The organism is Oryzibacter oryziterrae, from assembly GCF_021864535.1.
GTDB lineage: Bacteria > Pseudomonadota > Alphaproteobacteria > Rhizobiales > Pleomorphomonadaceae > Pleomorphomonas > Pleomorphomonas oryziterrae.
On record NZ_JAKJIC010000005.1, the window covers coordinates 197,054 to 222,109 of the forward strand.

Here is a 25,056-nt window from a genome sequence, read left to right on the forward strand (position 1 = left end):
TTTGCCAGCCTTTCCGCCATATAGCCTGCCGTCACGCAACAATCGATCGGATCGACGGGATGGCTATCGACGTGATCACCTTCGGCTGCCGGCTCAACACGGCCGAGTCGGAGGTGATGAAGAACAAGGCGCAGGCTGCCGGGCTGGAAAACGCTGTCCTGGTCAACACTTGCGCCGTCACCGGCGAAGCGGTTCGCCAGGCGCGGCAAGCCATCCGCAAGGCCCGGCGCGCCAATCCCGACGCCCGCATCATCGTCACCGGCTGCGCCGCCCAGACGTCTCCCGAGGTCTTCGCCAACATGGCCGAAGTCGACCTCGTGGTCGGCAATGCCGACAAACTCACTGAAACTGCTTACAATTCCGTCCCGGACTTCGGCGTGTCCGCCTCCGAGAAGACCCGCGTCAACGACATCATGAGCGTGCGGGAAACCGCGCTGCATCTGGTCGACGGCTTCGAAGGACGCACCCGTGCCTTCGTGCAGGTCCAGAACGGTTGCGACCATCGCTGCACCTTCTGCATCATCCCCTTCGGCCGCGGAAATTCGCGCTCCGTCCCCATGGGCGAGGTGGTTTCCCAGATCCGCAGACTGGTCGAGAACGGCTATCGCGAGGTGGTGCTGACCGGCGTCGACCTCACCTCCTACGGCGCCGATTTGCCCGGAAATCCGCCACTTGGACGGCTGACCCGAGCGATCCTCAAGGACATTCCCGAGCTCTCCCGGCTCAGGATTTCCTCCATCGATTCGATCGAGGCCGACCCCGACCTGATGGCCGCCATCGCCGAGGAAGAGCGGCTGATGCCGCACATGCACCTGTCGCTGCAGCATGGCGACAACCTCATCCTCAAGCGCATGAAGCGGCGGCATTCCCGCGAGGACGCGATCCGATTCTGCGAGGAAGCACGCAGACTTAGGCCGGACATGGTCTTCGGCGCCGACCTCATCGCCGGCTTCCCGACCGAGACCGAGGAGATGTTTGCCCGCTCGCTCGCCATCATCGAGGACTGCGGCATCACCCATGCCCACGTGTTCCCCTACTCGCCCCGTCCGGGCACGCCGGCAGCCAAGATGCCGCAAGTCGCCAATGTCACGGTTAAGGAACGCGCGGCCCTGTTGAGGGCGGCGGGAATGTCGGCATTTTGTCGCCATCTCGAGGCGCAGCAGGGACAGCGCCATCTTGTCCTGATAGAGAAGGACGGCATCGGCCGCACCGAGCAGTTCACGCTCACCGAAATCGACTGTGGCAGCGCCGGCGACATCATCCCCGCCGTCGTGGTGGGGCACACCTCCCGCGGCCTCATCAGCCGCGCCGCCTGACGACCTGAGCCTGCACGCTGAACCTGATCGGCGGCCGCTCCAGAAAGAACGCCACATGAGCGACGACAAGAAGCCCGGATTTTTCGGCCGCCTGTTCGGCAAGCACGACACCCCGCAAGCCGCCCCCGCGACGCCCCCGGCTGAGCCCGTCGCCGTTGAGGCAGTTCCTGCTCCCGTACCGGAACAACCGCGCCTCACCTGGTTCCAGCGCCTCAAGTCCGGCCTCGCCCGCTCGTCCGGAGCGCTCGGCTCCGGCATCGTCTCCATCTTCACCAAGCGCAAGCTCGATGCCGAGACGCTGGAAGAACTGGAAGACGTCCTGATCCAGGCCGACCTCGGTGTCGCTGTTGCCTCGGCCATCACCGAACGCCTCGCCAAGGACCGCTTCGGCAAGGACATCACCGACGGCGAAGTGAAGGCCATCCTCGCCGAGGAAGTCGAAAAGGTCCTTGCCCCCGTCGCCGTGCCCTTCGCCTACCGTCCGGAGCAGCGCCCGCATGTAGTGCTGATGGTCGGCGTCAACGGCTCGGGCAAGACCACCACCATCGGCAAGCTGGCGCAGAAGCTGAAGGCCGAGGGCCGCTCGGTGATGCTCGCCGCCGGCGACACCTTCCGCGCCGCCGCCATCGATCAGCTGAAGGTCTGGGGCCAGCGCACCGGCACGCCCGTGATTGCCCGCGACGTCGGTGCTGATGCCGCTGGTCTCGCCTTCGACGCGCTCACCGAAGCCCGCACCGACGGCACCGATGTGCTGATGATCGACACCGCCGGGCGCCTGCAGAACAAGACCGAGCTGATGGCCGAGCTGGAAAAGGTCGTCCGCGTGCTGCGCAAGATCGACCCCACCGCGCCGCATGACGTGCTGCTGGTGCTCGACGCCACCACCGGCCAGAACGCACTCGGCCAGGTCGACATCTTCGGCAAGGTCGCCGGCGTCACCGGCCTCGTCATGACCAAGCTCGACGGCACCGCCCGCGGCGGCATCCTCGTCGCCATCGCCCGCAAGTTCGGCCTGCCCGTGCACTTCATCGGTGTCGGCGAAGGTGTCGACGACCTCGAGCCCTTCGAGGCCCGCGACTTCGCGCGCGCCATCGCCGGCCTCGACGACTGAGCCCGTGGCGGAGCTGGTGCCTCCGCAACGCAATCGCAATGGCTTGATCGACCGCAAGGACGTCACCTTGCAAATGAGAACAGTTCCAATCTGATGGAAAGCCGTCGGTTGGCTGTCGCGGGGGGTGAGGAAAGCACTCCTTCGCCCCGCCTGCGCTCGATACCGCATTGCGGGCGCGCCGAACTGCGGCTATCCATCCTCGGTCCGTTCTTCGCGGGATGCCCTAGATGCCCTTGTTGTCGCAGATCTCAGCCCTGGCCAACCCGACGCGCTTCCTGAGCCTCGTCAAGGTGCTGGTGCCCGTTCTCACCGTGCTGACCTTGATCCTGTTCGCCGTCGGCATGGTCATGGTGGCCCGTTCGCCCGCCGACTACCAGCAAGGCGAAACCGTGCGCATCATGTATCTGCACGTGCCCGCCGCCTGGCTTGCCATGTTCACCTACGGCATCATGACCGTGGCCGCGCTCGGCACTCTGGTCTGGCGCCATCCGCTGGCTGACGTCGCAGCCAAGGCCGCCGCCCCCATCGGCGCCGCCTTCACCTTCATTTCCCTGTTCACCGGCTCGCTCTGGGGCCGCCCCATGTGGGGCACCTGGTGGGAATGGGACGCACGCCTCACCTCGGTGCTGGTGCTGTTCATCATGTATCTCGGCCTGATCGCGCTCTGGCGCACCATCGAGGATCCGGTGACTGCCGCCCGCGCCGCCGCCGTGCTGATCCTGGTCGGCTCGATCAACCTGCCGATCATCAAGTTTTCGGTCGACTGGTGGAACACGCTGCATCAGCCGGCCTCGGTCTTCCGCATGGGCGGGCCCACCATCGATCCCTCCATGCTCTGGCCGCTTCTGATCATGGCCGTGGCCTTCACCACGCTGATGCTGACCTTGCATCTCCTGGCCATGCGCAACGAAATCCTGCGCCGACGCATTCGCGCGCTTGGCCTGATGGCCGCGGGAGATGCCCGATGATCGACACCCTCGGCCCCTATGCCGGCTTCATTCTCGCAAGCTATGCCGCAACGGCAGGCGTGGTGCTGGCGCTGATCGTCTGGATCATTGTCGACCACGCGCGCCTCAGCCGGCAGCTCAGCAGCCTGGAACAGCGCGGCATCCGCCGCCGCTCGGCCCGCAGCGCTGCCACCCTCACCGAACGGACGGACACACCGTGACCGATACCCAGCCGCCGCGGCGCGCTTCGCGCCTTCTGATCGCCCTGCCCGTCGTTGTCTTCGGCGCCATGGCCGTCCTGTTCTACAGCCGGCTCGGCGCCGGCGATCCCTCGGAAATCCCCTCGGTGCTGATCGGCCAGGACGTGCCAGCCTTCGACCTCAAGCCGCTCGCCGGCCTCACGGCCAACGGTGATCCCGCCCCCGGCCTCAAGTCCGATGACCTCAAGACTGGCGTCACCCTGGTCAACGTCTTCGCCTCCTGGTGCGTGCCCTGCCGCTCCGAGCATCCGCTGCTGCTGAAGCTTGCCGAAGACAAGCGCATCCGTCTGGTCGGCATCAATTACAAGGACACAGACGATCAGGCCCTGCGGTTCCTGAGCGCGCTCGGCAATCCCTATGCCGCCGTCGGCATCGACGCGTCGGGCCGGGTCGGCATCGACTGGGGCGTCTATGGCGTGCCGGAAACCTTCGTGGTGGCCAACGGCCGCATCGTCTACAAGCACGTGGGCCCCATCAGCGAAGACAGCCTCGCGACCGTGCTGAAACCGGAAATCGAAAAGGCACTGGCGAAACCCGCCGGCTGAACGGACAGCGGCAAAGGCATCCGCCACATGCGCCGGCGAGAGGCAATCCCCCTCGCGCGGCTGCATGATCAGGCCGGATAGTCGCGGTGGCCGAAGATGGCGCTGCCGACCCGCACCAGCGTTGCCCCGTGGCGGACCGCCGTCTCGTAATCCTGCGACATGCCCATGGACCGCTCGGCAACGCCGGCGCGGCGACATAACTCATCCAGCAAGGCAAAATGCAGGGCCGGAATGTCGCCCACCGGCGGGATGCACATCAGCCCCGCAATGGCGAGGCCATGCTCCGTGCGGCAGCGCGCGACGAAATCAACAGCCTCGCGCGGCGCAATGCCGGCCTTCTGCGGCTCTTCCCCGGTGTTGACCTGCACCAATAACTGTGGCGTCCGCCCCTGCGCCCGCATTTCGGCTGCGAGCGCGCCGGCGATCTTGTCCCGGTCGACCGTATGGATCACATCGAACAGCGCAACGGCTTCGCGCGCCTTGTTCGATTGCAGTGGGCCGATGAGGTGAAGTTCGAGATCGGCAAACTCGGCCCGCAGCGCCGGAAACTTCTGCATCGCCTCCTGCACCCGGTTCTCGCCGAACACCCGCTGCCCCGCGGCGATCGCCTCGCGCACATCCTCCTGCGGAAAGGTCTTCGACACCGCCACGAGCCGAACGGCTTGCGCATCACGCCCCGCCTGCCGGGCGGCCTCGGCTATGTCGGCGCGAATGCGGCCGAGGGCTTCGGAAATGGTCATCGGAATCTCCGTCGTCTCTTGAGGGGCGGGCCGTCCACTGCGGGACGGGCACCGTGCCAGCGTTCTTGCGGGCAGGAGTGTCAGGCTGCCCGCGAAATTTCAAGGTCCCAACCTTGTTTCGCCATCTTCCGCTCGCTAATTCTGAATCCGCAACCGGCCGTGATTCCGGCGAAGAAGAAATGGGACGAACATGACTGGCAGCCTGGCAAACGTGATCCGTGGACTCAAGACGTCCCTCAGTGCGGCCTTGCTCGCCTCGGGCCTCTGCCTCGGCGCGCTGGCGCCGGCGGCGGCAACCCCCAATCTCTCGGCCCTCTCGCCGGCTCAGCTCAACACTGTCAAGGCGGTGAACCAGTATTTCAACGGCATCACCTCGATGGAAGGCAAGTTCCAGCAGACAGCGCCGGACGGTTCGGTCACCAACGGCTATTTCGTCATCGACCGGCCGGGCAAGATGCGCTTCCGCTACTATCCGCCGGCCAAGATCGACATCACCGTCGACGGCAAGACGGTGGCGGTCGACGACAAGGGTCTTGGCGAGCAGACGATGTATCTGCTGTCGGAAACACCGCTGCGCTTCCTGCTCGACAAGAACATCAACCTGCTGGAAGAGGCGGTGGTGCAGTCGGTGAGCGCCGACAGCGACCTCATCGTCATCACGATGCAGGACCCCGGCACTTTCGTCACCTCGCACCTGACGCTCTATTTCGACGCTCGCACCATCGAGCTGAAGCAGTGGACGGTGACTGACGATCAGGGCCTTGAGACCACAGTGGCCGTCTACGAGACCAAGATCGGCCAGCCGACCAAGCCCGAATGGTTCACCATCGACTATAACAAATATCGTTGAGACCTTGTCCCGACGGCGGTCCGGCCGCGCGGCAAGGCGGAGCCCCCTAGCAAAGGGTTGACCGCGCCGCCCGGCGCTGCATAAGGGAGATGGCCGCTCGGCACCGACTTGCAGCTTGCAGGACGCCGGAGCGCCGCAGTCAAGGATCGCACTCCATGCAATTTGAAAAGGGTCCCGGCGAAACCACGACGCCGCCCGAAAATCCGGTCGTCAAGCTGATCCTGGAACTCGGTCCGCTGGCCGTCTTCTTCTTCGCCAACGCCAAGTTCGGCATCTACGTCGCCACCGGCGCCTTCATGGCCGCTGTTGCCGCCGCGCTCATTGCCAGCTGGGTGCTGACGCGGCGCCTGGCGATCATGCCGCTTGTCACCGGCGTGGTGGTGGCCGTCTTCGGCACGCTCACCATCGTGCTGCACGACGACACTTTCATCAAGCTGAAGCCCACCATCGTCAACGGCCTGTTCGGCGTGATCCTGCTCGGCGGTCTCGCCTTCGGCAAGGCGCTGCTCGGCTATGTCTTCGACAGCGCCTTCAAGCTGGACGAGACCGGCTGGCGCAAGCTGACCTTCCGCTGGGGCCTGTTCTTCCTGTTCCTGGCCGTGCTCAACGAAGTGATCTGGCGCACCCAGACCACCGATTTCTGGGTCGCCTTCAAGGCCTGGGGCATGATGCCGATCACGCTTGTCTTCACGGTCTTCCAGCTGCCGCTGATCACCCGCCACGCCATCGAACCCATCGGCGGCAGCAAGCCGGACAAGGCGGACTGAGATTCATTCCGCTTCCGAATCGGAGGCGCCGTAGTGCCTCTCTGCCACAAGCGATCGACCAAAGGAAAAGGCCCCGACCGGTTCGACCGGCGGGGCCTTCTTCACATGATTTCGGAAGCGGAAAGGTCAGCCTTCCAGGCGGCGAATGATCTCGTCGAGCTGGTCCAGCGACCGGTAGCGCAGCCGCACCTCGCCCGAACCGTTGGGCTTGTGGGCGATTTCCACAGCAAGACCCAGTGCGTCGGAGAGACGCTTTTCCAGCGCGCGCGTATCGGCGTCCTTGTCGGGCTTGGGCGTCTTGGCCCGGCCATGCGGCTCGGTGATGGTCGATTGCGCCAGCGTCTCGGCCGAGCGGACGGTCAGCCCCTCCTCGACGATCTTGCGCGCCAGCGCCTCCGGATCGGGCGCGGCGATCAGTGCGCGCGCGTGACCGGCGGTAAGCGCACCGTCGTTGAGATATTGCTTGACCGGCTCGGGCAGCTTCAGCAGGCGCAGCGTGTTGGCCACATGGCTGCGGCTCTTGCCGATCACCGAGGCGAGATCGTTCTGGGTATAGTCGAATTCCTGCAGCAGCTGCTCGTAGCCCATGGCTTCTTCGAGCGGATTGAGATCCTGCCGCTGCACGTTTTCGATGATGGCGATTTCCAGCGCTTCACGATCGGTGACATCCTGGATGATCACCGGGATCTCATGCACGCTGGCCCGCTGCGCCGCCCGCCAGCGCCGCTCGCCGGCGATCAGCTCGAAGCCGTTGCCGCCGCCCGGAGCCGGACGCACCACCACCGGCTGGATCATGCCATGCTGGCGGATCGAACCGGCCAGCTCGTCGATATCCTCGTCCTTGAACAGCCGGCGCGGGTTCTTCGGATTGGCGGTGATCTGGTCGATCGACACCTTGCGCACACCGCGCACCCGCTCGACCACCTCGAATTCGGAACTCGCATCCCCGATCAGGGCCGCCAGCCCCCGTCCGAGGCGCCGCCGCCCCTGCTCATCCGTCACGCTGCTCATAGTCTGTCACCTTCCCTCAGGCGGCCACGGCCCGAAAACGACGTTCCCGCTGGATGATCTCGGAGGCAAGCTTCAGATAGGCCTGGCTCCCGCTGCATTTGAGATCATAGAGCAGCGCCGGCTTGCCATAGGACGGCGCTTCGGAAACGCGAACATTGCGCGGAATGACGGTCTCATAGACCGTGTCGCCCATATGGGTGCGCACGTCCTGCACCACCTGGGCCGACAGGTTGTTGCGGCCGTCATACATGGTCAGCACGATGCCGTGGATCGTCAGTTCCGGATTGAGCCCGCGCCGAACCTGCTCCACCGTGCTCAGAAGCTGCGACAGACCCTCGAGGGCGAAGAACTCGCATTGCAGCGGCACCAGGATGGAATGCGACGCCGACAGCGCGTTGATGGTCAGAAGATTGAGCGACGGCGGGCAGTCGATCAGCACATAGGTGAAATGCTTGTGCCGGCCGGCGACGTCGCGCGCCACCAGCTCGGCATGATCGGCGATCGCCTTGCGCAGCCGGAAGGCGCGGTCGTTGGACGAGGCGATTTCCAGCTCGACACCCAGATTGTCCAGCGTCGAGGGCGCCACGGTGAGCCGCGGCACTGCCGTCTCCACCAACGCCTCGTGCAGGCGGGCGTCGCCCACCAGCACGTCATAGGTGGAGATCTTGCGCGACTTGCGATCGATGCCGAGTCCGGTGGACGCGTTGCCCTGCGGGTCGAGGTCGACGATCAGCACCTCCTCGCCGATCGCCGCCAGGGCGGTGCCGAGGTTGATGGCCGTCGTGGTCTTGCCGACGCCGCCCTTCTGATTGGCGAGGGCCAGGACGCGGGGAAGTTCGGGAAGATGGGCCATGGATGCCTTCCTGCTGCTCGACGGTTCAGGCTGTTTTTCGGCGAAGATTGGAAATGACCGCGATCACGCTGTCGCTCTCGATCCGGCTCTCATGTTTTACCATGTCGAAGACCCAAGATTGAGTGGCTTCCTGCCATTCGGACACAAAATCTTGGCCCTTGTGGAAAACGCCGAGGGCTCCGTTGCTGAGCCAGGGCTCGGCATATCCCAGCAACTTGTCGAGCGAGGCCAGCGCCCGGGCCGAAACGGCTTCGATTCCATCGAGCGAGCCAGCCTGTCGTTGCGCAACCGATTCGATCCGGTCCGACAGAACCCGCACCGGCAGGCGGAGCTCACGGGCCACGGCCATCAGGAACGCCGCCTTGCGGCCGTTGGACTCAACGAGTGTCACCGAGGCGCCCGGCTCGTCGGCGAGGAAGGCGGCGGTCACCAGGCCCGGAAAGCCGGCACCCGAACCGAGGTCGAGCCAGCGCCGCGCTTGCGGTGCCGCAGCGAGCGCCTGCGCGCCATCGGCCACATGCCGCCGCCACAGATCGGGCAGCGTGGACGGCGCCACCAGGTTCTTCACCGGCTGCCACTTTCGCACCAGGTCCACATAGGTTCTGAGCCGCTTCTCCACAGCCTCGGACATCGGCAGCACTGCCGAAACGATCGAGGGATCGTCGTGAAAATCAGCGTCCGCCACGGATGTTTTCCTCACGATGCCACTCCCACTGCGGCCGAAGCACCGCCCTTGCGCAGATTGGCGAGCAGCAGGGTCAGAGACGCCGGCGTCACGCCATCGATGCGGCCGGCCTGACCCAGGGTCATTGGCCGCACCGACTTGAGCTTCTGGCGCACTTCATTGGAGAGACCCACCACAAGATCGTAGTCGAAATCATCGGGAATGACCCGGCTCTCGTCCCGCCGGAAGGCGGCGATGTCGGCCTCCTGGCGGTGCAGATACACCGCGTAGAGCGCCTCCGTCTCCAGCGCCTCGCTCGTTACGGCGTCGAATCGACCAAGTTCCGGCCAGATGACCGCCAAGCGCTTGAGATCGATCTCCGCATAGGCGAGGAGATCATAGGCCGAGCGCCGCACGCCATCCTGATTGAGCGCGAGACCATGAGCGGCGGCCTCCCTGGGCGACAGGGTGAGCCCCTGCGCAAGCGCACGCGCCGCCTCCAGGGTCGCCATCTTGGCACCAAATGCGGCCGCCCTGACAGTCCCCACCAGACCAAGGTCCAGGCCGAGGGCCGTCAGCCGCTGGTCGGCATTGTCGGCCCGTAGCGACAGGCGATATTCGGCGCGCGAGGTGAACATGCGATAGGGCTCACTGACGCCCTTGGTGACGAGATCGTCGACCATCACCCCGAGATAGCCGCTGGCCCGGTCAATGATCACGCCATCGGCGCCCGACGCACGCCGGGCCGCGTTGAGACCGGCAAGCAGGCCTTGCGCCGCCGCCTCCTCATAGCCGGTGGTGCCATTGATCTGGCCGGCCAGAAACAGCCCGACCACGCGCTTGGTCTCCAGCGTCGGCAGGAGATCGCGCGGATCCACATGATCATATTCGATGGCATATCCCGGCTGGGTGATCACCGTGCGCTCAAGACCGGGAATGGAGGCGATGATGGCCGCCTGCACATCCTCCGGCAGCGAGGTGGAGATGCCATTGGGATAAACGAGCGGCGTGTCGAGACCTTCCGGCTCCAGAAAGATCTGGTGGCCGTCCCGATCGCCGAAGCGGACGATCTTGTCTTCGATCGACGGGCAATAGCGCGGCCCCCGGCTCTCGATCTGGCCGGAATACATCGGCGAGCGGTGAATGTTGTCGCGAATGACCTGGTGTGTCGCCTCGGTGGTGCGGGTGATGTGGCAACTCACCTGCGGCTGGGAGATCGACGTGGTCAGTGTGGAGAAGGGCACGGGCTCGTCGTCACCGGGCTGCGCCTCGAGACTGGCCCAATCGATGGTGCGTCCATCAAGCCGCGGCGGCGTGCCGGTCTTGAGACGACCGAGCCGCAGCCCGGCCCGCGCCAGAGCCTTCGACAGTCCGAGCGCCGGCGCTTCGCCCACACGACCGGCCGGCGTCTTCTTCTCGCCGAGATGGATGAGACCGGTGAGAAAGGTGCCGGTGGTGAGCACGATCGAACCGCATCCGAATCGACGTCCATCGGCCAGGGTCAAGGCAACGATGCGACCGTCACGGACCTCGAAATCATCCGCCTCGCCTTCGATCACGCTCAGTCCGGCGACGGCGCGGATCTCCTCCTGCATGGCCGCGCGATAGAGCTTGCGGTCGGCCTGGGCACGCGGACCGCGCACGGCGGGCCCCTTGCGGCGATTGAGGAGACGAAACTGGATGCCGGCCCGATCGGCCACCCGTCCCATCAGTCCATCGAGAGCATCCACCTCACGCACCAGATGGCCCTTGCCGAGGCCACCGATGGCGGGATTGCACGACATGACGCCGACGGTTTCGAAACGATGGGTCACCAGAGCGGTGCGTGCGCCGACGCGCGCTGCCGCCGCCGCCGCCTCAACGCCGGCGTGGCCGCCACCAATCACGATCACGTCGTAGTTTGCTGCGTCCATGGCTCGATCAACAGGTCCAATGCTGTGCAGGAAAGGGGCCCAACGTCTCTGGCGACAGCTGGCCGGTGGGGCACATTTAGTGCAAAGCGCCCGCATCGTCAAAGCACGACACCGCGGAAACAGTCGGTTTAACCGCGCCGGGGATCAATCCGGCAGCGTTTTGGGCCGGTGGACGGGCATCGGATCGGAAGCGAATCGTCGGACGTTATCCACAGCCTGTGGAGTGTTTCACGTGAAACACTTTGGATTTCGTGCGAGTTCGTAGGGTGGGGGCGCCGCCGGTGTGGTTCCAGAGGCGCCGTCACAAAGGCGGCCACGGACTCGTTTCGGATAGGAATCGGATCCTACTTACCGATGCAGAAGCTTGAGAAGATGGATCCCAGCACGTCTTCCACATCAATGCGCCCGGTCAGCCGGCCAACTGCGTCGGTCGCCCGCCGCAGACTATCCGCAACCACCTCCAACGGGAGCCCCCCTTTCAAGGCCGCTTGAATCGCCGTGGCCGCGTCCTCGACACAGCGCCGCTGCCGCTCGCGCGAGATCAGCGCCGTCTCTCCCCCCATGCCGTCAGAGGCCCGTTGGGCAATCACGTCGATTAGCCGAGAAATCGAAGCATCGTCCTGAACCGACACGGACAAGACGGCAGACCCGAGATCCTCGTTACCGCCAAGGTCCGCCTTACTGCGAATGGCGATCAAGGGCACACCGAAGGCCACCACGTCCTCAGGCGCCAGCTGCCCCGTGTCCGATAGCCAGAGGATGAGATCAGCCCCGGCGCCCCGCCTGCGGCCGCGCCTGATACCCTCTGCCTCGACAACATCCATGGCCTCGCGCAAGCCGGCTGTATCCACCAGCGTCACCGGATAGCCGCCGAGATCAAGGTGGACTTCAAGAATGTCCCGTGTGGTGCCAGGCACGTCGGTGACGATTGCCACGTCGCGGCGAGTCAGCGCGTTGAGCAGGCTCGACTTGCCGGCGTTCGGCGGCCCCATCAAGGCGACCGTGAAGCCATCGCGCATGCGCTCGCCGTGCAGAGCGTCCGCGAGGATGCCTCGCATGTCGTCGAGTACCGCCCGTGCCGCCTCGAAGGCCGCAGCCGAAAGGCTGTCCGGCACATCCTCTTCGTCAGAGAAATCGAGTTCCGCCTCGACGGCTGCGCGAGCCGCAAGAAGACCTGACCTCCAGCCATCCGCCCGCCGGGCAAAGGCCCCGTTGGCGCCATTGACGGCCTGCCGGCGCTGGCCCTCGGTCTCGGCGGCGATCAGGTCGCCCAGCGCCTCGACCGCTGTCAGGTCCATCTTGCCATTCTCGAAGGCGCGTCGCGTGAATTCTCCCGGCTCGGCAACACGCACCCCGTCGAGAGCACCGAGCGCCTTGACGCAGGCGGCGACGACGGCGCGTCCACCGTGCAGCTGAAACTCCGCAGAATCCTCACCAGTGAAGCTCCCGGGTCCAGGCAGAAACAGCACCAGACCACGATCGATCACCTGTCCATCGCGAGGATCGCGCAAACTGCGCAATGCCGCCACCCGCGCCGACGGCACGGACCCTGTCATCATTTCGACCACGAATCGAGTCCGTGGGCCGCTGAGGCGAACGACAGCGACGGCGGCTGGCGGATGACCTGAGGAAAGGGCGAAGATCGTATCGCTCACGACTCGATTAATCCGAACTGGTAAGGGTCAAGATGAGAGGTTGGGCCAGCGGGGTACGAAAGCAAGCGGATATCTATGTGCGCTGGCCCTGCCCTTCCGCGCGGCGCAAGGCCTCAAAAGCGAAATGGCCCACGCGGGGCCATTTCATTTCGTTTCTGAATCGACTCGCGAACCGAAATGATTCACGTGAAACACTCCAGGATCGACTGTGCGATCCTCAGGTGTTCATGGAGTCGAAGAAGTCCGTGTTGGTACGCGTCTGGCGCAGCTTGTCGATCAGGAACTCGGTGGCATCGGTGGTGCCCATCGGGTTCAGGATGCGGCGCAGAACGAAGGTCTTCTTGAGCTTGTCGTTCTGAACCAGCAGGTCTTCCTTGCGGGTACCCGAACGCTGGATGTCGATGGCCGGGAACACGCGCTTGTCGGAGATCTTGCGGTCGAGGATGATTTCCGAGTTGCCGGTACCCTTGAACTCTTCGAAGATCACTTCGTCCATGCGGCTGCCGGTGTCGATCAGCGCCGTGGCGATGATGGTCAGCGAGCCACCCTGCTCGATGTTGCGTGCTGCACCGAAGAAGCGCTTCGGACGCTGCAGGGCGTTGGCATCCACACCACCGGTCAGCACCTTGCCCGAAGACGGCACGACGGTGTTGTAGGCGCGGCCGAGGCGGGTGATGCTGTCGAGCAGGATGACCACGTCGCGACCATGCTCAACCAGACGCTTGGCCTTCTCGATGACCATTTCGGCCACCTGCACGTGACGCGTCGCCGGCTCGTCGAAGGTGGACGAAATGACTTCGCCGCGCACCGAGCGCTGCATGTCCGTCACTTCCTCCGGACGCTCGTCGATCAGCAGAACGATCAGGTAGCATTCGGGATGATTGGTGGTGATCGAATGGGCGATGTTCTGCAGCAGCACCGTCTTGCCGGTACGCGGCGGCGCCACGATCAGGGCGCGCTGGCCCTTGCCGAGCGGCGCGACGATGTCGATGATTCGCGCCGACAGATCCTTGCCCTGAACGCCTTCCACTTCCATGCGGAAGCGTTCATCCGGATAGAGCGGCGTCAGGTTGTCGAAGTGAACCTTGTGCCGGGCCTTCTCGGGATCCTCGAAATTGACCGTGTTGACCTTCAGCAGGGCGAAGTAGCGTTCGCCTTCCTTGGGGCTGCGGATCTGGCCTTCGACGGTATCACCGGTGCGAAGGGAGAAACGGCGAATCTGCGAGGGGGAAATGTAGATGTCGTCAGGACCGGGCAGGTAGTTGGCATCCGGTGAACGCAGGAAGCCGAAACCGTCCTGCAGGATCTCAACGACGCCTTCGCCGATGATTTCGACGTCCTGGTCGGCCAACTGCTTAAGTATTGCAAACAGAAGTTCCTGTTTGCGCATGGTCGATGCATTCTCGACTTCAAGTTCTTCCGCGACAGCCAAAAGCTCAGTCGGCGTTTTCTTCTTGAGGTCCTGGAGTTTCATCTCCGCCATGGATGACATATCTCTTGTTTGAAATCGAATCGCGTGTCAGTTCAACACGGAATCCGAACGGGGCTGGTTGAATGAAAGCTGATATTTTGGAAACGTGAGGTGGTGTTCAGCAGTGGGGAACTGCCACGGGACAGCAGGCTTGAGGTCCTGCAGACCACACTCGCGACGTTGAGGTTGGCAAGCGCTATACCCCGTTTGTTTCACGAGGGCAAGAGTGCGTGAATCCGCATGTGGGCCAGCGCAACCGGAGCCATGGTCTGGCGCCGGATGCACGCAGGCAAATCAGAACGGCTTGATGATCACCAGGATGACGATCACCAACAGCAGCAATGTCGGTACCTCGTTGATGATCCTGAAGAATCGGCTGGTGTGCGTGTTGGCGTCGGCCGCAAAGGCCTTGCGCCAGACGTCGCACAGGAAGTGAAACAGGGTGAGGCCCACCACGAACATCAGTTTCGCATGCAGCCAGTAGACGCCCTGGAACCATCCCCCGAGGACACCGATCCAGAGACCGAAGACCCAGGTGGAGATCATCGCCGGCATCATGATGCCGCGATAGAGCCGCCGCTCCATCACCTTGAAGGTGTCGGACTGCCTGGAACCGATCTCGGCGTCCACGTGATAGACGAACAGGCGCGGCAGATAGAAGATGCCGGCCATCCAGGCCACCATCGACACCACATGCAGCACCTTCAGCCAGGAATAGAGATCGGTGATCATGCGGACCTCGGCTCAGCCTTGCGGACGCGGGCGATCATCCGTTCGACATTCTCCGCCTTGCCGTCGGGCGTGATGCCGTGTCCGAGATTGAAGATCAGCGGGCCCGCGCCGAGATGGTCGAGCACGCGGTCGACGGCCCGGTCGAGCCCTTCGCCGCCGGTGACCATGTGCAGGGGATCGAGATTGCCCTGCACGGGCACGATCGGCTGCACCTGATCGCGCACATGGTCGAGCGAGGCCTGCCAGTCGACGCCGACCGCATCCACGCCCGTCCGGCGGGCATAGGAAGCGAGATGTCCGCCGGCACCCTTGGGAAAGCCGATGATGCGGGCGTCAGGCCGTCGGGCACGTACGCCTTCGACGATGCGCCGCATGGGCTCGATGGCAAAAGCCTCGAAGCCTTCGTCATCCAGAGACCCGGCCCAGGTGTCGAACACCTGCACGGCGTCGGCTCCGGCCTCGAGCTGGGCGGTGAGGTAGACGACCGAGGCCTCGACCAGAACGTCGATCAGTCGCTCCACCGCCTGCCGGTGCTCGAACAGCGCCCGGCGGGCCGGCATCTGGTCGGGCGTGCCGCGACCGGCGATCATGTAGGTCGCAAGCGTCCAAGGCGCCCCGCAGAAGCCCAGCAGGGTGGTTTCCGATGGCAGGGCAGCGCGGATGCTGCCGACGGTCTCCAGCACCGGCTGAAGGCGTTCCAGCACCGTCCCGGGATCAAGATCGGCCAAGGCATCCAGCGAGGTCTCCGCAAGTCGGGGTCCCTCCCCTTCGACGAACCAGACCTTCTGTCCAAGCGCATCCGGCACGACCAGGATGTCGGAGAACAGGATGGCAGCGTCAAAGCCGAACCGGCGGATCGGCTGCAGCGTCACTTCGGTGGCAAGCCTTGGCGAATAGCATAGATCGAGGAAGCTGCCGGCTTCGGCACGAACGGCGCGATATTCCGGCAGATAGCGACCGGCCTGGCGCATCATCCAGATCGGAGGCGGCCAGATGGCCTCCCCCGCAAGAACGGCCATCATGCGGCGCTGACGCTCGGCTGCAGGGCGCGACGATTGGGTCTCCACGACGCCTCACTTATCAATTTAAGAGTCTATCTGAAGAGATTTTCTTCTCTTGTTAGGGCGTGAATAGCAGGGATCCGCCGCCCTCCACAATCGGAACCTCTTCGCATCGCCCTTTGCCATCAAATGGGGACGGCGAGCGAGGGGTTAACAAATGGTTATGTGGATAAGTCCAACTTTCGGCGGACTCCTGGGATTCTTAACGAAAGGTTAATGGGGATGAGTGGCAAATGATAAAGGAACTCTTAAGAGCAAGTTCCGTTCGTGCACAGAGCCCACAATGGCGGCGACGATCGGCCCTCGACAGCCGACATTGTGGATGAAAATCCGGCTTCCGGGAGAGCGTGCGGCGGGCCTCGCCGAAAGGCCGATTTTTCCACCTTCCTCCCCGTCGCGCCGACAAGCCTGTGGAAAGCCTTGCCAAGTCTCTGATATGACGGGAACTTGAGCGTCTGCAAATCGGTGGCCGCAGCGGTGACAGCGCCGGCCTGACGGCAAGGGGAATGAGGCTGACCATGAAGCGTAGCGAGGTCTTCTTCCACATCCACCTTGTGTCGGATTCCACCGGCGAAACCCTTCTGGCGGTCGGCCGGGCGGCGGCGGCGCAATATGACGCCATTTCGCCGATCGAGCATGTCTACCCGCTGGTGCGCTCGCTCCGGCATGTCGAGCGGGTGATCACCGACATCGAGGCTGCCCCGGGCATCGTGCTCTATACGCTGGTGCAGAAGGATCTCGCCCAGCGCCTCGAGGAAGCCTGCCAGCTCGCCAACATTCCCTGCGTCAACGTGCTCGACCCGGTCATCGAGGTGTTCCGGTCCTTTCTGAACCTGCCGATCACCGGCCGCATCGGCGCCCAGCACGCCATGGACGCCGACTATTTCCGCCGCATCGACGCGCTGAACTTCACCCTCGCCCATGACGACGGCCTGCTGCCCGAGGATATCGAGGAGACCGACGTGGTGCTGATCGGCATCAGCCGCACCTCGAAGACGCCCACGTCCATCTATCTCGCCAACCGCGGCATCCGCACCGCCAACCTGCCGCTGGTGCCCTCCATTCCCATTCCGCCCAAGGTGATCGCCGCCAAGCGACCCCTGGTGGTCTGCCTGATGGCGACGGCCGAACGTATCATGCACGTGCGCCAGAACCGCCTTCTCGCCCTCAACGACAAGGACCAGAACTCGTCCTATGTGGACAAGGCGGCCATCGGTCAGGAAATCATCTATGCCCGGCGCCTCTGCGCCGAACACGGCTGGCCGATGATCGATGTGACGCGCCGCTCCATCGAGGAGACCGCGGCCGCCATCCTTGCCCTTTGGGACCAGCACCGATACGGCAAGATGCTTGAACGCTTCCCCGACAGCCAGTGACGCCCATGACCCTCATTCTTGCTTCCGGCAGCGCCGCCCGCGCCGCCATGTTGACCCAGGCCGGCCTGATCTTCGAACGGGCCCGTCCCGACGTGGATGAACGCGCCGTCGAGGAATCGGTGGCCGATTCCGGCATATCGCCGGAGGACATGGCGCAGATCCTCGCCGATGTGAAGGCCACCGAGGTCTCCACGCGCCACCCGGGCGCCTGGGTGATCGGTGCCGACCAGACGCTGGCGCTGGTCGACGAACTCTTCCACAAGCCGGACGATCTCGAGGCCGCACGCCGGCAGCTTCAGCGCCTGTCGGGCCGGACCCATCACCTGCACGCGGCCGTGTCCGTTGCCCGCAATGGGGAAATCCTGTTCCGCCACGTCTCCAGCGCCGCGCTCACCATGCGCGAGCTATCGCCCATGTTCCTCGGCCAATATCTGTCCATCGTCGGCGACAGCATTCTGTCGAGCGTCGGCGGCTACCAGATCGAGAGCTTGGGCATTCAGCTGTTCGAAGAGATCGACGGTGACCATTTCACCATTCTCGGCCTGCCGCTCCTGCCGCTGCTCGACTTTCTTCGCCAACAGGGACTCGTCGACGCATGAAACACGCCGCCGTCATCGGATGGCCGATTGCCCATTCCCGCTCGCCGCTGATTCACGGCCATTGGCTCGAAACCCTTGGCATCGCCGGCAGTTATGATCGCCTTGCACTCGAACCGGAACGGGCCGAAGCCTTCTTTCGCGATTTCGCCGCGTCCGGTCTCGTAGGCGCCAACGTCACCATTCCCCACAAGGAGATTGCCGCCCGCTGTGCGGTTCGGCATGACGCCATCGTCGAAAAACTTGGTGTCGCCAACACGCTCTGGCTCGAAGACGGCGTGCTCGCGGCGACAAATACCGATCAGGCCGGCTTCCTTGCCAACCTCGACGCTGGCGCACCCGGCTGGGACGCCAACCCGGAGGTCGCCCTGGTCATCGGTGCCGGCGGCGCAACGGCGGCGGTCGTCAACGGCTTGATCGAACGGGGTTTTTCGGTGCAGGTGGCCAATCGGACGGTTGAACGCGCCGAAGCCCTGGCCCTCCGTTTCGGCCACGGAACGACGGCCCATGACTTTGCTGCGATCCCCGCCTTGGCGCGGCAAGCCGGGCTCGTGGTCAATGCCACCTCGCTCGGCATGAAGGGCGAGGGCAAGGTTCCCATCGACTTCTCCCTGTGCCGCGACACCACCGTGGTCACCGACATCGTCTATGTACCGCTCGTCACAGATTTTCTCGCACGCGCCTCTGCGCGCGGCCTGCGCACCGTCGACGGCCTGGGCATGCTGTTGCACCAGGCCGTTCCAGGCTTCGAGCGCTGGTTCGGGGTTCGGCCGAAGGTCACGCCGGCGCTGCGACAGATCATCGAGGCGGACCTGTGATCATCATCGGCCTCACCGGATCGATCGGCATGGGCAAGACCACGACGGCAGGCCTGTTTGCCGCGCGGGGCATTCCCGTATTCGACGCCGATGCGGAGGTGCACCGTCTCTATGCCGGTCCGCTGGCCCAGGCGGTCGAGGCCGCCTTTCCGGGCGTTGTCGATGACGGCCGTGTCAACAGGGTCAAGCTGGCTGAGCGCGTCAGCGGAAACCGGGACGCGCTCGCCCGTCTCGAAGCCATCGTTCATCCGGTGGTGCATGCGGCCGAAAAGGCCTTCATCGACAAGGCCCGACAGGACGGCGCCCCGGCCGCCCTGCTCGACATCCCCCTGTTGTTCGAGACCGGTCGCGACCGCGACGTGGACTGCACCGTGGTCGTTTCGGCACCGGACGAGATTCAGCGGGCTCGGGTGCTGGCCCGTCCCGGCATGACCGAGGATCGCCTTGCGTCCATCCTGTCGCGACAGATGCCGGATGCGGACAAACGCTCGCGCGCCGACCATGTGATCGACACTTCGCAAGGGATTGAGGCCGCCGCCGGTGCCGTTGAGCGGCTTCTTGCCGAGATTGCCGGGGGAAAAGGCCGCATATCCGGTTGAGTGACGCGGCTGCGGCTGGCAAGACATGACCCATGCGCGAAATCGTCTTCGATACGGAAACAACGGGCCTTGATCCCAGAACCGGCGACCGCCTCGTCGAAATCGGCGGTGTCGAGGTCATCAACCGCTTTCCAACCGGCAAGATCTATCACGTCTATCTCAATCCCGATCGGCCCATGCCGGCGGAAGCCTTTGCCGTGCACGGCCTGTCCGAAGCCTTTCTTGCCGACAAGCCGCGCTTTGAAGACGTCGTCGAAGATTTCCTCGCCTTTCTCGGCGATGCCACGCTGGTCATTCACAATGCCCAGTTCGACATGGGTTTCATCAACTTCGAACTGAAGCGCTGCGGTCGCCCTGCGATCGGCAACGACCGCGTCATCGATACGCTGATGATGGCCCGCCGCAAGCACCCCGGTTCGCCGGCAAGCCTCGACGCGCTCTGCAGTCGTTACGGAATCGATTCGTCCAAGCGCGTGAAGCATGGCGCCTTGCTTGACGCCGAACTTTTGGCGGAAGTCTATCTGGAGCTGACCGGCGGCCGGCAGGCCGATCTTGGTCTGTCCGCAGCATCCGAGAAGACCACGGACGCGCGTGGCCAATCCGGCCGGGCACCGGCGCGCCCGCGTCCGACAGCCCTCGCCTCCCGCCTGACCGAGGCGGAAAAGGCAGCCCACGCCTCGTTCATTGGCGCCATGGGCGACAAGGCCCTGTGGAAGCGCTACCTGGGCGAGGACGGTTGAGCGATTGGTCGCATTTTTGTCCCGCGCGCGATTGTCGATTCTGCGGAAAAATGCTATAAATCGCGCTGGAATCCTCCAGGAAGTCACGAATCCGGACGCTATTCCGAGGTTATAATTGGCAAAAATTGCGAGACAGAAGTTCCAGCAAGTTGCCGCCCTGCCCTTTCGCCGCAGCGAGGACGGGTCAATCGATGTCGTCCTGGTTACGACACGCGACAGCGGTCGCTGGATTCTGCCCAAGGGTTGGCCCATCAAGGGCTTGAAGAAGTGCGAGGCGGCCGAGACCGAAGCCATGGAAGAGGCTGGTCTGATCGGCAAGGTCGCGCGCAAGGCCTTCGGCCAGTTCACCTATCGCAAGCAGTTTCCCAAGGGCACCGAAGCCGTCACGGTGGACGTCTACCCCCTTGAAGTGGTCCGGCAGAAATCCAGCTGGCTGGAAAAGGGACAGCGGGAAGTGCAGTTCTTCTCCGTCGAGGAAGCGGCCGATCGGGTGTCCGATGCGGGCGTCGGCGATCTGATCCGCTCCTTTGCCGAGAGCCAGCAGGGCCGCTCGACGAAAAAGGCGCCCGAGTTGGACTCGGACGCCTCAAAGGCATTTGCAGGTGCCGCCCTCACCGCCGACCAGTTCGAACTGGTCGGCCGATGAACGCCTGACCGAGGTCAGGCCAGACCTTCGAACAGAACCGTCGACAGATAGCGTTCGGCAAAGGACGGGATGATCACGACGATCGTCTTGCCTTCGTTTTCCGGCCGCTGACCGAGGCGAATGGCAGCCGCGAGAGCCGCGCCCGAGGAAATGCCGACCGGAGCGCCTTCGATCCGCGCCACCGAACGGGCGGTCACCAGGGCATCTTCCGAAGCGACCTGAATGATCTCGTCGTAGATCTTGGTGTCGAGCACGCTCGGCACGAAGCCGGCGCCGATGCCCTGGATCTTGTGCGGGCTGGGTGAACCGCCCGACAGAACCGGGCTCTCCGCCGGCTCGACGGCAACGATCTTGACGTTGGGATTGCGCGCCTTCAGCACCTGGCCGACGCCGGTGATGGTGCCGCCGGTACCGACGCCCGAGACGAAGATGTCGACATTGCCGTTGGTGTCGTTCCAGATTTCCTCGGCCGTGGTGGCGCGATGGATCTCGGGATTGGCCGGATTGGCGAACTGCTGCGGAATGACGGCACCCGGGATGGACGCGGCCAGCTCTTCAGCCTTGGCGATCGCGCCCTTCATGCCTTTGGCAGCTTCCGTGAGCTCCAGCTCGGCGCCGAGCAGCTTCAGCATCTTGCGCCGTTCGATCGACATGGACTCCGGCATCACCAGGATCAGGCGATAGCCCTTGGCGGCCGCCACGAAGGCGAGCGCAATGCCGGTGTTGCCCGAGGTCGGCTCGATGAGGGTGGACTGGCCTGGCGTGATCTTGCCGGCTTCCTCGAGCGCTTCGATCAGCGAGACGCCGATGCGGTCCTTGACCGAGGCGATCGGATTGAAGAACTCCAGCTTGCCGACGATCTTCGCCTTGACGCCGTTGGCGGCGGCCAGCTTGTCGAAGCGGACGAGCGGCGTATCGCCGATCGTGTCGACGATGGAATCGTAAATCTTGCCGCGGCCACGGCGCGAAATCTTGGTCATGATATGATCCTTCGCGGATGGAAAATCGAGCGGACCCGTCCCGTCCAATGGAAGGGATCATATCGGGGACGTCGAGCAGCAGCGAGTCATGAAGGCTCGTTCCCAGCCGATCGCTTAGGATTTTGTTCCAAAGAGAAGCCGGACGATAGAAGAAAATTTCCAGCTAGCTGTTGCCGCCCTGAAGTCCGGTGGAGCCGAAGCCGCCCTCGCCCCGATCTGTCGGTGGCAGGACGTAGACTTCCCTGAGGCTCGCCCGCGTCACCGGCGCCACCACCATCTGGGCAATGCGGTCGCCGCGCGTGACGGTGAAGGGCTCGGCACCCAGATTGATCAGGATGACCTTGATCTCGCCGCGATAGTCGGCATCCACGGTCCCCGGCGCGTTCAGCACGGTGACGCCATGCTTGGCGGCAAGGCCGGAGCGGGGCCGCACCTGGGCTTCAAAGCCCTCCGGCAGGGCGATGGCGATGCCCGTAGGAACCAGCGCGCGCGCCAAGGGCGCAAGCACGACGGGCGCATCCACCGCCGCCACGAGGTCAAGGCCGGCAGCGCCAGCGGTTTGCGCCACGGGCAGGGCGAGATCGGCGCCGTGCGGCAGGCGCTGAACGGGGATGACGAGCATGCAGCTTCTCCGGAGTTGAGGACGGTTGTCGAGGCGAGGGTCAGGCGTTGAGCCGGGACGCGAACAGGGCGATCAGCCGCTCGGCAACCTCGGTCTTGTCCATCTGCGGCCAGTGGTCGACACCGTCGCGGCTGATCACATGCACCATGTTGCGCTCGCCGCCCATGACGCCATGCTCGGGCGACACGTCGTTGGCGACGATGAAATCGGCCGCCTTGGCCTTCAGCTTGACGCTGCCATTGTCGATCACGTCATTCGTTTCGGCGGCGAATCCGACCAGGATCTTCGGCCGCTGCGAACCATGACCGACCGTGCTGAGGATATCCGGGTTCTCGGTCAGTGCCAGCGGCGGCACCGCGCCGGACCCGTCCTTCTTGATCTTGGCCGCCGCCGCCGAACGCACGCGCCAGTCGGCCACCGCAGCGGCCATGATGGCGATGTCGGCCGGCAGCGCCGCTTCCACGGCGGCGAGCATTTCAAGAGCGGTTTCCACATGCACCGTGGTCACGCCCTCGGGATCGGCGAGACGGACCGGACCCGAAACGAGCGTCACCCGTGCGCCGGCGCGAGCGGCCGCAGCCGCGATGGCGTGCCCCTGCTTGCCGGAGGAACGGTTGGCGATATAGCGAACGGGATCAATGGGTTCGAGTGTCGGACCGGAGGTGACCAGCACATGCCGGCCCGCCAACGGGCCCGTCCCGGATCTCAGCCGCAGGAAGTCTTCGATCTTGCCGACGATTTCGAGCGGCTCCGGCAGGCGCCCGACCCCTTCCTCGCCGCGCTCGGCCATCTTGCCGGCTGCAGGCCCGATGATGGTGGCGCCGTCGGCCTTGATCTGCGCCACGTTGCGCTGCGTCGCCGGGTGCGACCACATGCGGGGGTTCATCGCCGGACAGACGATGATGGGCGCGGCGGCCGCCAGCAGGCTGGCGGTTGCCAGTTCATCGGCCTGGCCGTGCGCCATGCGAGCGATCAGATTGGCGGTCGCAGGCGCGACAACGATCAGGTCGCAATCGCGCGACAGGGCGATATGGCCGATATCCTGTTCATCGGCGAGGTCGAACAGATCGGTGTGGACCTTGTTGCCCGTTAGCGCGCCGACCGAGAGCGGCGTCACGAAATGCTGGCCGCCAGCGGTCATGATGGCGCGGACGTCAGCGCCGCGCTCTTTCAGCCGGCGAATGAGGTCCAGCACCTTGTAGGCGGCGATGCCGCCGCCGATTACCAGAAGGATGCGCTTGCCCTTGAGCATCAATGGTCTCCGCCGGATCTTGCGCGGGCGACCCTACATGAGCACAGGGCAAAGTGCAAAGCGCAACAGGCATGCGGCGGGCGGGGCTAACCGTCTGATCGCAGCCGCTTTCAGGCGCTTAGCCCAGGAATTTCTCGTCGAAGGAGTAACCGGCGCCGCGCACGGTACGGATCGGATCCTTGGCGCGGCCGCGGTTGATCGACTTGCGCAGGCGCCCCACGTGAACGTCGACGGTGCGTTCGTCCACATAGACGTCGTGGCCCCAGACGCCGTTGAGCAGCTGTTCGCGCGAATAGACGCGACCGGGCGACTGCATCAGGAACTCGAGCAGGCGGAATTCGGTCGGCCCAAGATGCACCTCGCGGCTCGACCGGCGCACGCGCCGCGTCTCGCGGTCGAGTTCGATGTCGCCGGCGGTGAGCAGGTTGGACACCGTTTCGGGCTTGGCCCGGCGCAGCATTGCCTTCACGCGGGCGACCAGTTCGGGCACCGAGAAGGGCTTGACCACATAGTCGTCAGCGCCGGTGGCGAGACCCCGCACGCGCTCGGATTCCTCGCCGCGCGCGGTCAGCATGATGATCGGCATGCGCTCGGTTTCCGGCCGGCCGCGCAGGCGACGGCAGAGCTCGATGCCGGACACGCCCGGCAGCATCCAGTCGAGCAGCAGGAGATCCGGCACGATTTCCTTGAGACGGATGTCCGCATCGTCGCCCCGGAAGGCCTGCTCAACCTCGAAGCCTTCCGCTTCGAGGTTGTAGCGCAGCATCAAGGATACGGCTTCCTCGTCCTCGACGATCATCACCTTGGCCATGGCGGTCTCAGTTCGGTTGGGTCTGCGTCGCTGCGATCGACTGATCGGCCTTCGGCCGTTCGTCGGCATAGACGTTGCCGGTGACCATGTAGTGCACGGTTTCCGCGATGTTGGTAGCGTGATCGCCGATGCGCTCGATGTTCTTGGCGCAGAACAGAAGATGGATGCAGAAGGAAATGTTGCGCGGATCTTCCATCATGTAGGTGAGGAGTTCGCGGAACAGCGAGGTGTAGAGCGCGTCGATCTCGTCGTCGCGCTGGCGTACCAGATGGGCGGCCTTGTCGTCGCGGCTGCCATAGGCGTCGAGAACGGTCTTGAGCTGCAACAGGGCGATCTCGGCGAGATGCTCGACACCGGTGACCAACTGCTTGTTGGGGAAGCTGCCGGAGATGGCGGCGACGCGCTTGGCAATGTTCTTGGCGAGATCGCCGACACGCTCGAGGTCGCCGGCAATGCGCATGGCACCGACGATTTCGCGCAGGTCCACGGCCATCGGCTGGCGCTTGGCGATGGTGAGGATGGCGAGATCCTCGGTGATGTGCTGCAGCGCGTCGATCTGCGCGTCGCCGGCCACCACCTTGCGGGCCAGTTCCACGTCGATGCGCGTCAGCGCCTGAACCGAGTCGGCCACGGCGCGTTCGGCAAGGCCACCGATCTCGGTGACGCGACGCGCCAGCTGCTTGAGCTCGTCTTCATAGGCGGAAACAGTGTGTTCCATGG

27 protein-coding genes are annotated in these 25,056 nt (G+C 64.5%); 13 read left to right on the forward strand and 14 right to left on the reverse strand.

Annotated elements, in window-relative coordinates; translation table 11 throughout:
* Nucleotides 1-59: 59 nt before the first annotated feature.
* The 5 genes from mtaB (at nt 60) to L2I41_RS07835 (ending at nt 4,179) form a co-directional block, all read left to right on the forward strand.
* Entirely contained in the window at nt 60-1,316 is a 1,257-nt protein-coding gene (gene mtaB / locus L2I41_RS07815; protein ID WP_237152968.1) for a tRNA (N(6)-L-threonylcarbamoyladenosine(37)-C(2))-methylthiotransferase MtaB, read from the forward strand.
* On the forward strand, nt 1,240-2,427 hold the full coding sequence (gene ftsY / locus L2I41_RS07820) for a signal recognition particle-docking protein FtsY (RefSeq protein WP_237152969.1): 1,188 nt from the start codon (nt 1,240-1,242) through the stop codon (nt 2,425-2,427). Before mtaB ends, ftsY begins: the two co-directional genes overlap by 77 nt.
* A gap of 227 nt (nt 2,428-2,654) precedes the next feature.
* Nucleotides 2,655-3,395, forward strand: a complete 741-nt coding sequence (locus L2I41_RS07825; RefSeq protein ID WP_237152970.1) for a heme ABC transporter permease — start codon at nt 2,655-2,657, stop codon at nt 3,393-3,395.
* On the forward strand, nt 3,392-3,595 hold the full coding sequence (gene ccmD / locus L2I41_RS07830; protein ID WP_237152971.1) for a heme exporter protein CcmD: 204 nt from the start codon (nt 3,392-3,394) through the stop codon (nt 3,593-3,595). Before L2I41_RS07825 ends, ccmD begins: the two co-directional genes overlap by 4 nt.
* Nucleotides 3,592-4,179, forward strand: a complete 588-nt coding sequence (locus L2I41_RS07835; protein WP_237152972.1) for a DsbE family thiol:disulfide interchange protein — start codon at nt 3,592-3,594, stop codon at nt 4,177-4,179. Before ccmD ends, L2I41_RS07835 begins: the two co-directional genes overlap by 4 nt.
* A 68-nt stretch (nt 4,180-4,247) precedes the next feature.
* Here the strand turns inward: L2I41_RS07835 and L2I41_RS07840 are convergent, their stop codons facing one another.
* Nucleotides 4,248-4,919 carry a YggS family pyridoxal phosphate-dependent enzyme gene (locus L2I41_RS07840; protein WP_237152973.1) on the reverse strand — a complete coding sequence of 224 codons (672 nt, stop codon included), beginning with the start codon at nt 4,917-4,919 and terminating at the stop codon, nt 4,248-4,250.
* A 190-nt stretch (nt 4,920-5,109) separates the two neighbouring features.
* Here L2I41_RS07840 and L2I41_RS07845 point away from each other — a divergent pair, with 190 nt between their 5' ends.
* Together L2I41_RS07845 and L2I41_RS07850 are read left to right on the forward strand one after the other, a co-directional pair.
* Complete coding sequence (locus L2I41_RS07845) at nt 5,110-5,769, forward strand: LolA family protein (RefSeq protein WP_237152974.1); 660 nt, start codon at nt 5,110-5,112, stop codon at nt 5,767-5,769.
* Nucleotides 5,770-5,924: 155 nt separating this feature from the next.
* The gene (locus L2I41_RS07850) at nt 5,925-6,536 is read left to right on the forward strand and encodes a septation protein A (RefSeq protein ID WP_237152975.1); all 612 of its coding nucleotides are present in this window, start codon (nt 5,925-5,927) and stop codon (nt 6,534-6,536) included.
* 126 nt (nt 6,537-6,662) lie between these two features.
* Here L2I41_RS07850 and L2I41_RS07855 read toward each other — a convergent pair whose 3' ends face one another.
* The 8 genes from L2I41_RS07855 to hemE all read right to left on the reverse strand — a co-directional run bounded on the left by L2I41_RS07855 (nt 6,663) and on the right by hemE (nt 15,857).
* The gene (locus L2I41_RS07855; protein WP_237153011.1) at nt 6,663-7,538 is read right to left on the reverse strand and encodes a ParB/RepB/Spo0J family partition protein; all 876 of its coding nucleotides are present in this window, start codon (nt 7,536-7,538) and stop codon (nt 6,663-6,665) included.
* A gap of 25 nt (nt 7,539-7,563) precedes the next feature.
* Nucleotides 7,564-8,400 carry a ParA family protein gene (locus L2I41_RS07860; protein ID WP_237152976.1) on the reverse strand — a complete coding sequence of 279 codons (837 nt, stop codon included), beginning with the start codon at nt 8,398-8,400 and terminating at the stop codon, nt 7,564-7,566.
* A 25-nt stretch (nt 8,401-8,425) separates the two neighbouring features.
* Nucleotides 8,426-9,031, reverse strand: a complete 606-nt coding sequence (gene rsmG, locus L2I41_RS07865; RefSeq protein WP_390633984.1) for a 16S rRNA (guanine(527)-N(7))-methyltransferase RsmG — start codon at nt 9,029-9,031, stop codon at nt 8,426-8,428.
* Between the two features lie 65 nt (nt 9,032-9,096).
* The gene (mnmG, locus tag L2I41_RS07870) at nt 9,097-10,977 is read right to left on the reverse strand and encodes a tRNA uridine-5-carboxymethylaminomethyl(34) synthesis enzyme MnmG (RefSeq protein WP_237152978.1); all 1,881 of its coding nucleotides are present in this window, start codon (nt 10,975-10,977) and stop codon (nt 9,097-9,099) included.
* A gap of 344 nt (nt 10,978-11,321) precedes the next feature.
* Nucleotides 11,322-12,632, reverse strand: coding sequence for a tRNA uridine-5-carboxymethylaminomethyl(34) synthesis GTPase MnmE (mnmE, locus tag L2I41_RS07875; RefSeq protein WP_237152979.1), 1,311 nt, complete (start codon nt 12,630-12,632; stop codon nt 11,322-11,324).
* Between the two features lie 217 nt (nt 12,633-12,849).
* Nucleotides 12,850-14,115, reverse strand: a complete 1,266-nt coding sequence (gene rho / locus L2I41_RS07880) for a transcription termination factor Rho (protein ID WP_237152980.1) — start codon at nt 14,113-14,115, stop codon at nt 12,850-12,852.
* Nucleotides 14,116-14,397: 282 nt separating this feature from the next.
* A complete protein-coding gene (gene hemJ, locus L2I41_RS07885) occupies nt 14,398-14,835 on the reverse strand; it encodes a protoporphyrinogen oxidase HemJ (RefSeq protein ID WP_237152981.1) in 438 nt (145 codons plus the stop codon).
* Complete coding sequence (hemE, locus tag L2I41_RS07890) at nt 14,832-15,857, reverse strand: uroporphyrinogen decarboxylase (RefSeq protein WP_237153012.1); 1,026 nt, start codon at nt 15,855-15,857, stop codon at nt 14,832-14,834. Before hemE ends, hemJ begins: the two co-directional genes overlap by 4 nt.
* A gap of 557 nt (nt 15,858-16,414) precedes the next feature.
* Here hemE and L2I41_RS07895 point away from each other — a divergent pair.
* From L2I41_RS07895 to L2I41_RS07920, 6 genes are all read left to right on the forward strand, one after another.
* Nucleotides 16,415-17,272 (forward strand): pyruvate, water dikinase regulatory protein, encoded by an 858-nt coding sequence (locus L2I41_RS07895; protein ID WP_237152982.1) that lies wholly within the window; start codon nt 16,415-16,417, stop codon nt 17,270-17,272.
* Nucleotides 17,273-17,277: 5 nt separating this feature from the next.
* The gene (locus tag L2I41_RS07900) at nt 17,278-17,871 is read left to right on the forward strand and encodes a Maf-like protein (protein ID WP_237152983.1); all 594 of its coding nucleotides are present in this window, start codon (nt 17,278-17,280) and stop codon (nt 17,869-17,871) included.
* A complete protein-coding gene (locus L2I41_RS07905) occupies nt 17,868-18,686 on the forward strand; it encodes a shikimate dehydrogenase (RefSeq protein ID WP_237152984.1) in 819 nt (272 codons plus the stop codon). The genes L2I41_RS07900 and L2I41_RS07905 overlap by 4 nt, the downstream gene beginning before the upstream one ends.
* On the forward strand, nt 18,683-19,285 hold the full coding sequence (gene coaE / locus L2I41_RS07910; RefSeq protein WP_237152985.1) for a dephospho-CoA kinase: 603 nt from the start codon (nt 18,683-18,685) through the stop codon (nt 19,283-19,285). Before L2I41_RS07905 ends, coaE begins: the two co-directional genes overlap by 4 nt.
* A 32-nt stretch (nt 19,286-19,317) precedes the next feature.
* Nucleotides 19,318-20,025: a DNA polymerase III subunit epsilon gene (gene dnaQ / locus L2I41_RS07915; protein ID WP_237152986.1), complete on the forward strand. Its 708-nt coding sequence runs from the start codon at nt 19,318-19,320 to the stop codon at nt 20,023-20,025.
* A gap of 115 nt (nt 20,026-20,140) precedes the next feature.
* Nucleotides 20,141-20,671 (forward strand): NUDIX hydrolase, encoded by a 531-nt coding sequence (locus L2I41_RS07920; RefSeq protein WP_237152987.1) that lies wholly within the window; start codon nt 20,141-20,143, stop codon nt 20,669-20,671.
* Nucleotides 20,672-20,685: 14 nt separating this feature from the next.
* Here the strand turns inward: L2I41_RS07920 and cysK are convergent, their stop codons facing one another.
* From cysK to phoU, 5 genes are all read right to left on the reverse strand, one after another.
* Nucleotides 20,686-21,651, reverse strand: a complete 966-nt coding sequence (gene cysK, locus L2I41_RS07925; RefSeq protein ID WP_237152988.1) for a cysteine synthase A — start codon at nt 21,649-21,651, stop codon at nt 20,686-20,688.
* 163 nt (nt 21,652-21,814) lie between these two features.
* Nucleotides 21,815-22,273: a dUTP diphosphatase gene (dut, locus tag L2I41_RS07930; RefSeq protein ID WP_237152989.1), complete on the reverse strand. Its 459-nt coding sequence runs from the start codon at nt 22,271-22,273 to the stop codon at nt 21,815-21,817.
* 40 nt (nt 22,274-22,313) lie between these two features.
* The gene (coaBC, locus tag L2I41_RS07935) at nt 22,314-23,528 is read right to left on the reverse strand and encodes a bifunctional phosphopantothenoylcysteine decarboxylase/phosphopantothenate--cysteine ligase CoaBC (protein WP_237152990.1); all 1,215 of its coding nucleotides are present in this window, start codon (nt 23,526-23,528) and stop codon (nt 22,314-22,316) included.
* A gap of 115 nt (nt 23,529-23,643) precedes the next feature.
* On the reverse strand, nt 23,644-24,336 hold the full coding sequence (phoB, locus tag L2I41_RS07940) for a phosphate regulon transcriptional regulator PhoB (protein WP_237152991.1): 693 nt from the start codon (nt 24,334-24,336) through the stop codon (nt 23,644-23,646).
* 7 nt (nt 24,337-24,343) lie between these two features.
* Entirely contained in the window at nt 24,344-25,054 is a 711-nt protein-coding gene (gene phoU, locus L2I41_RS07945) for a phosphate signaling complex protein PhoU (protein ID WP_237152992.1), read from the reverse strand.
* Nucleotides 25,055-25,056: the final 2 nt, after the last annotated feature.

Excerpts from the sequence above, each read along its gene's own strand:
- mtaB (WP_237152968.1), top strand. The coding sequence starts at position 60 with ATGGCTATCGACGTGATCACCTTCGGCTGCCGGCTCAACACGGCCGAG.
- L2I41_RS07825 (WP_237152970.1), top strand. The coding sequence starts at position 2,655 with ATGCCCTTGTTGTCGCAGATCTCAGCCCTGGCCAACCCGACGCGCTTC.
- ccmD (WP_237152971.1), top strand. The coding sequence starts at position 3,392 with ATGATCGACACCCTCGGCCCCTATGCCGGCTTCATTCTCGCAAGCTAT.
- L2I41_RS07840 (WP_237152973.1), bottom strand. The coding sequence starts at position 4,919 with ATGACCATTTCCGAAGCCCTCGGCCGCATTCGCGCCGACATAGCCGAG.
- L2I41_RS07845 (WP_237152974.1), top strand. The coding sequence starts at position 5,110 with ATGACTGGCAGCCTGGCAAACGTGATCCGTGGACTCAAGACGTCCCTC.
- L2I41_RS07850 (WP_237152975.1), top strand. The coding sequence starts at position 5,925 with ATGCAATTTGAAAAGGGTCCCGGCGAAACCACGACGCCGCCCGAAAAT.
- L2I41_RS07860 (WP_237152976.1), bottom strand. The coding sequence starts at position 8,400 with ATGGCCCATCTTCCCGAACTTCCCCGCGTCCTGGCCCTCGCCAATCAG.
- rsmG (WP_390633984.1), bottom strand. The coding sequence starts at position 9,031 with ATGTCCGAGGCTGTGGAGAAGCGGCTCAGAACCTATGTGGACCTGGTG.
- mnmG (WP_237152978.1), bottom strand. The coding sequence starts at position 10,977 with ATGGACGCAGCAAACTACGACGTGATCGTGATTGGTGGCGGCCACGCC.
- rho (WP_237152980.1), bottom strand. The coding sequence starts at position 14,115 with ATGGCGGAGATGAAACTCCAGGACCTCAAGAAGAAAACGCCGACTGAG.
- hemJ (WP_237152981.1), bottom strand. The coding sequence starts at position 14,835 with ATGATCACCGATCTCTATTCCTGGCTGAAGGTGCTGCATGTGGTGTCG.
- hemE (WP_237153012.1), bottom strand. The coding sequence starts at position 15,857 with ATGATGGCCGTTCTTGCGGGGGAGGCCATCTGGCCGCCTCCGATCTGG.
- L2I41_RS07895 (WP_237152982.1), top strand. The coding sequence starts at position 16,415 with ATGAAGCGTAGCGAGGTCTTCTTCCACATCCACCTTGTGTCGGATTCC.
- L2I41_RS07900 (WP_237152983.1), top strand. The coding sequence starts at position 17,278 with ATGACCCTCATTCTTGCTTCCGGCAGCGCCGCCCGCGCCGCCATGTTG.
- L2I41_RS07905 (WP_237152984.1), top strand. The coding sequence starts at position 17,868 with ATGAAACACGCCGCCGTCATCGGATGGCCGATTGCCCATTCCCGCTCG.
- dnaQ (WP_237152986.1), top strand. The coding sequence starts at position 19,318 with ATGCGCGAAATCGTCTTCGATACGGAAACAACGGGCCTTGATCCCAGA.
- cysK (WP_237152988.1), bottom strand. The coding sequence starts at position 21,651 with ATGACCAAGATTTCGCGCCGTGGCCGCGGCAAGATTTACGATTCCATC.
- dut (WP_237152989.1), bottom strand. The coding sequence starts at position 22,273 with ATGCTCGTCATCCCCGTTCAGCGCCTGCCGCACGGCGCCGATCTCGCC.
- phoB (WP_237152991.1), bottom strand. The coding sequence starts at position 24,336 with ATGGCCAAGGTGATGATCGTCGAGGACGAGGAAGCCGTATCCTTGATG.
- phoU (WP_237152992.1), bottom strand. The coding sequence starts at position 25,054 with ATGGAACACACTGTTTCCGCCTATGAAGACGAGCTCAAGCAGCTGGCG.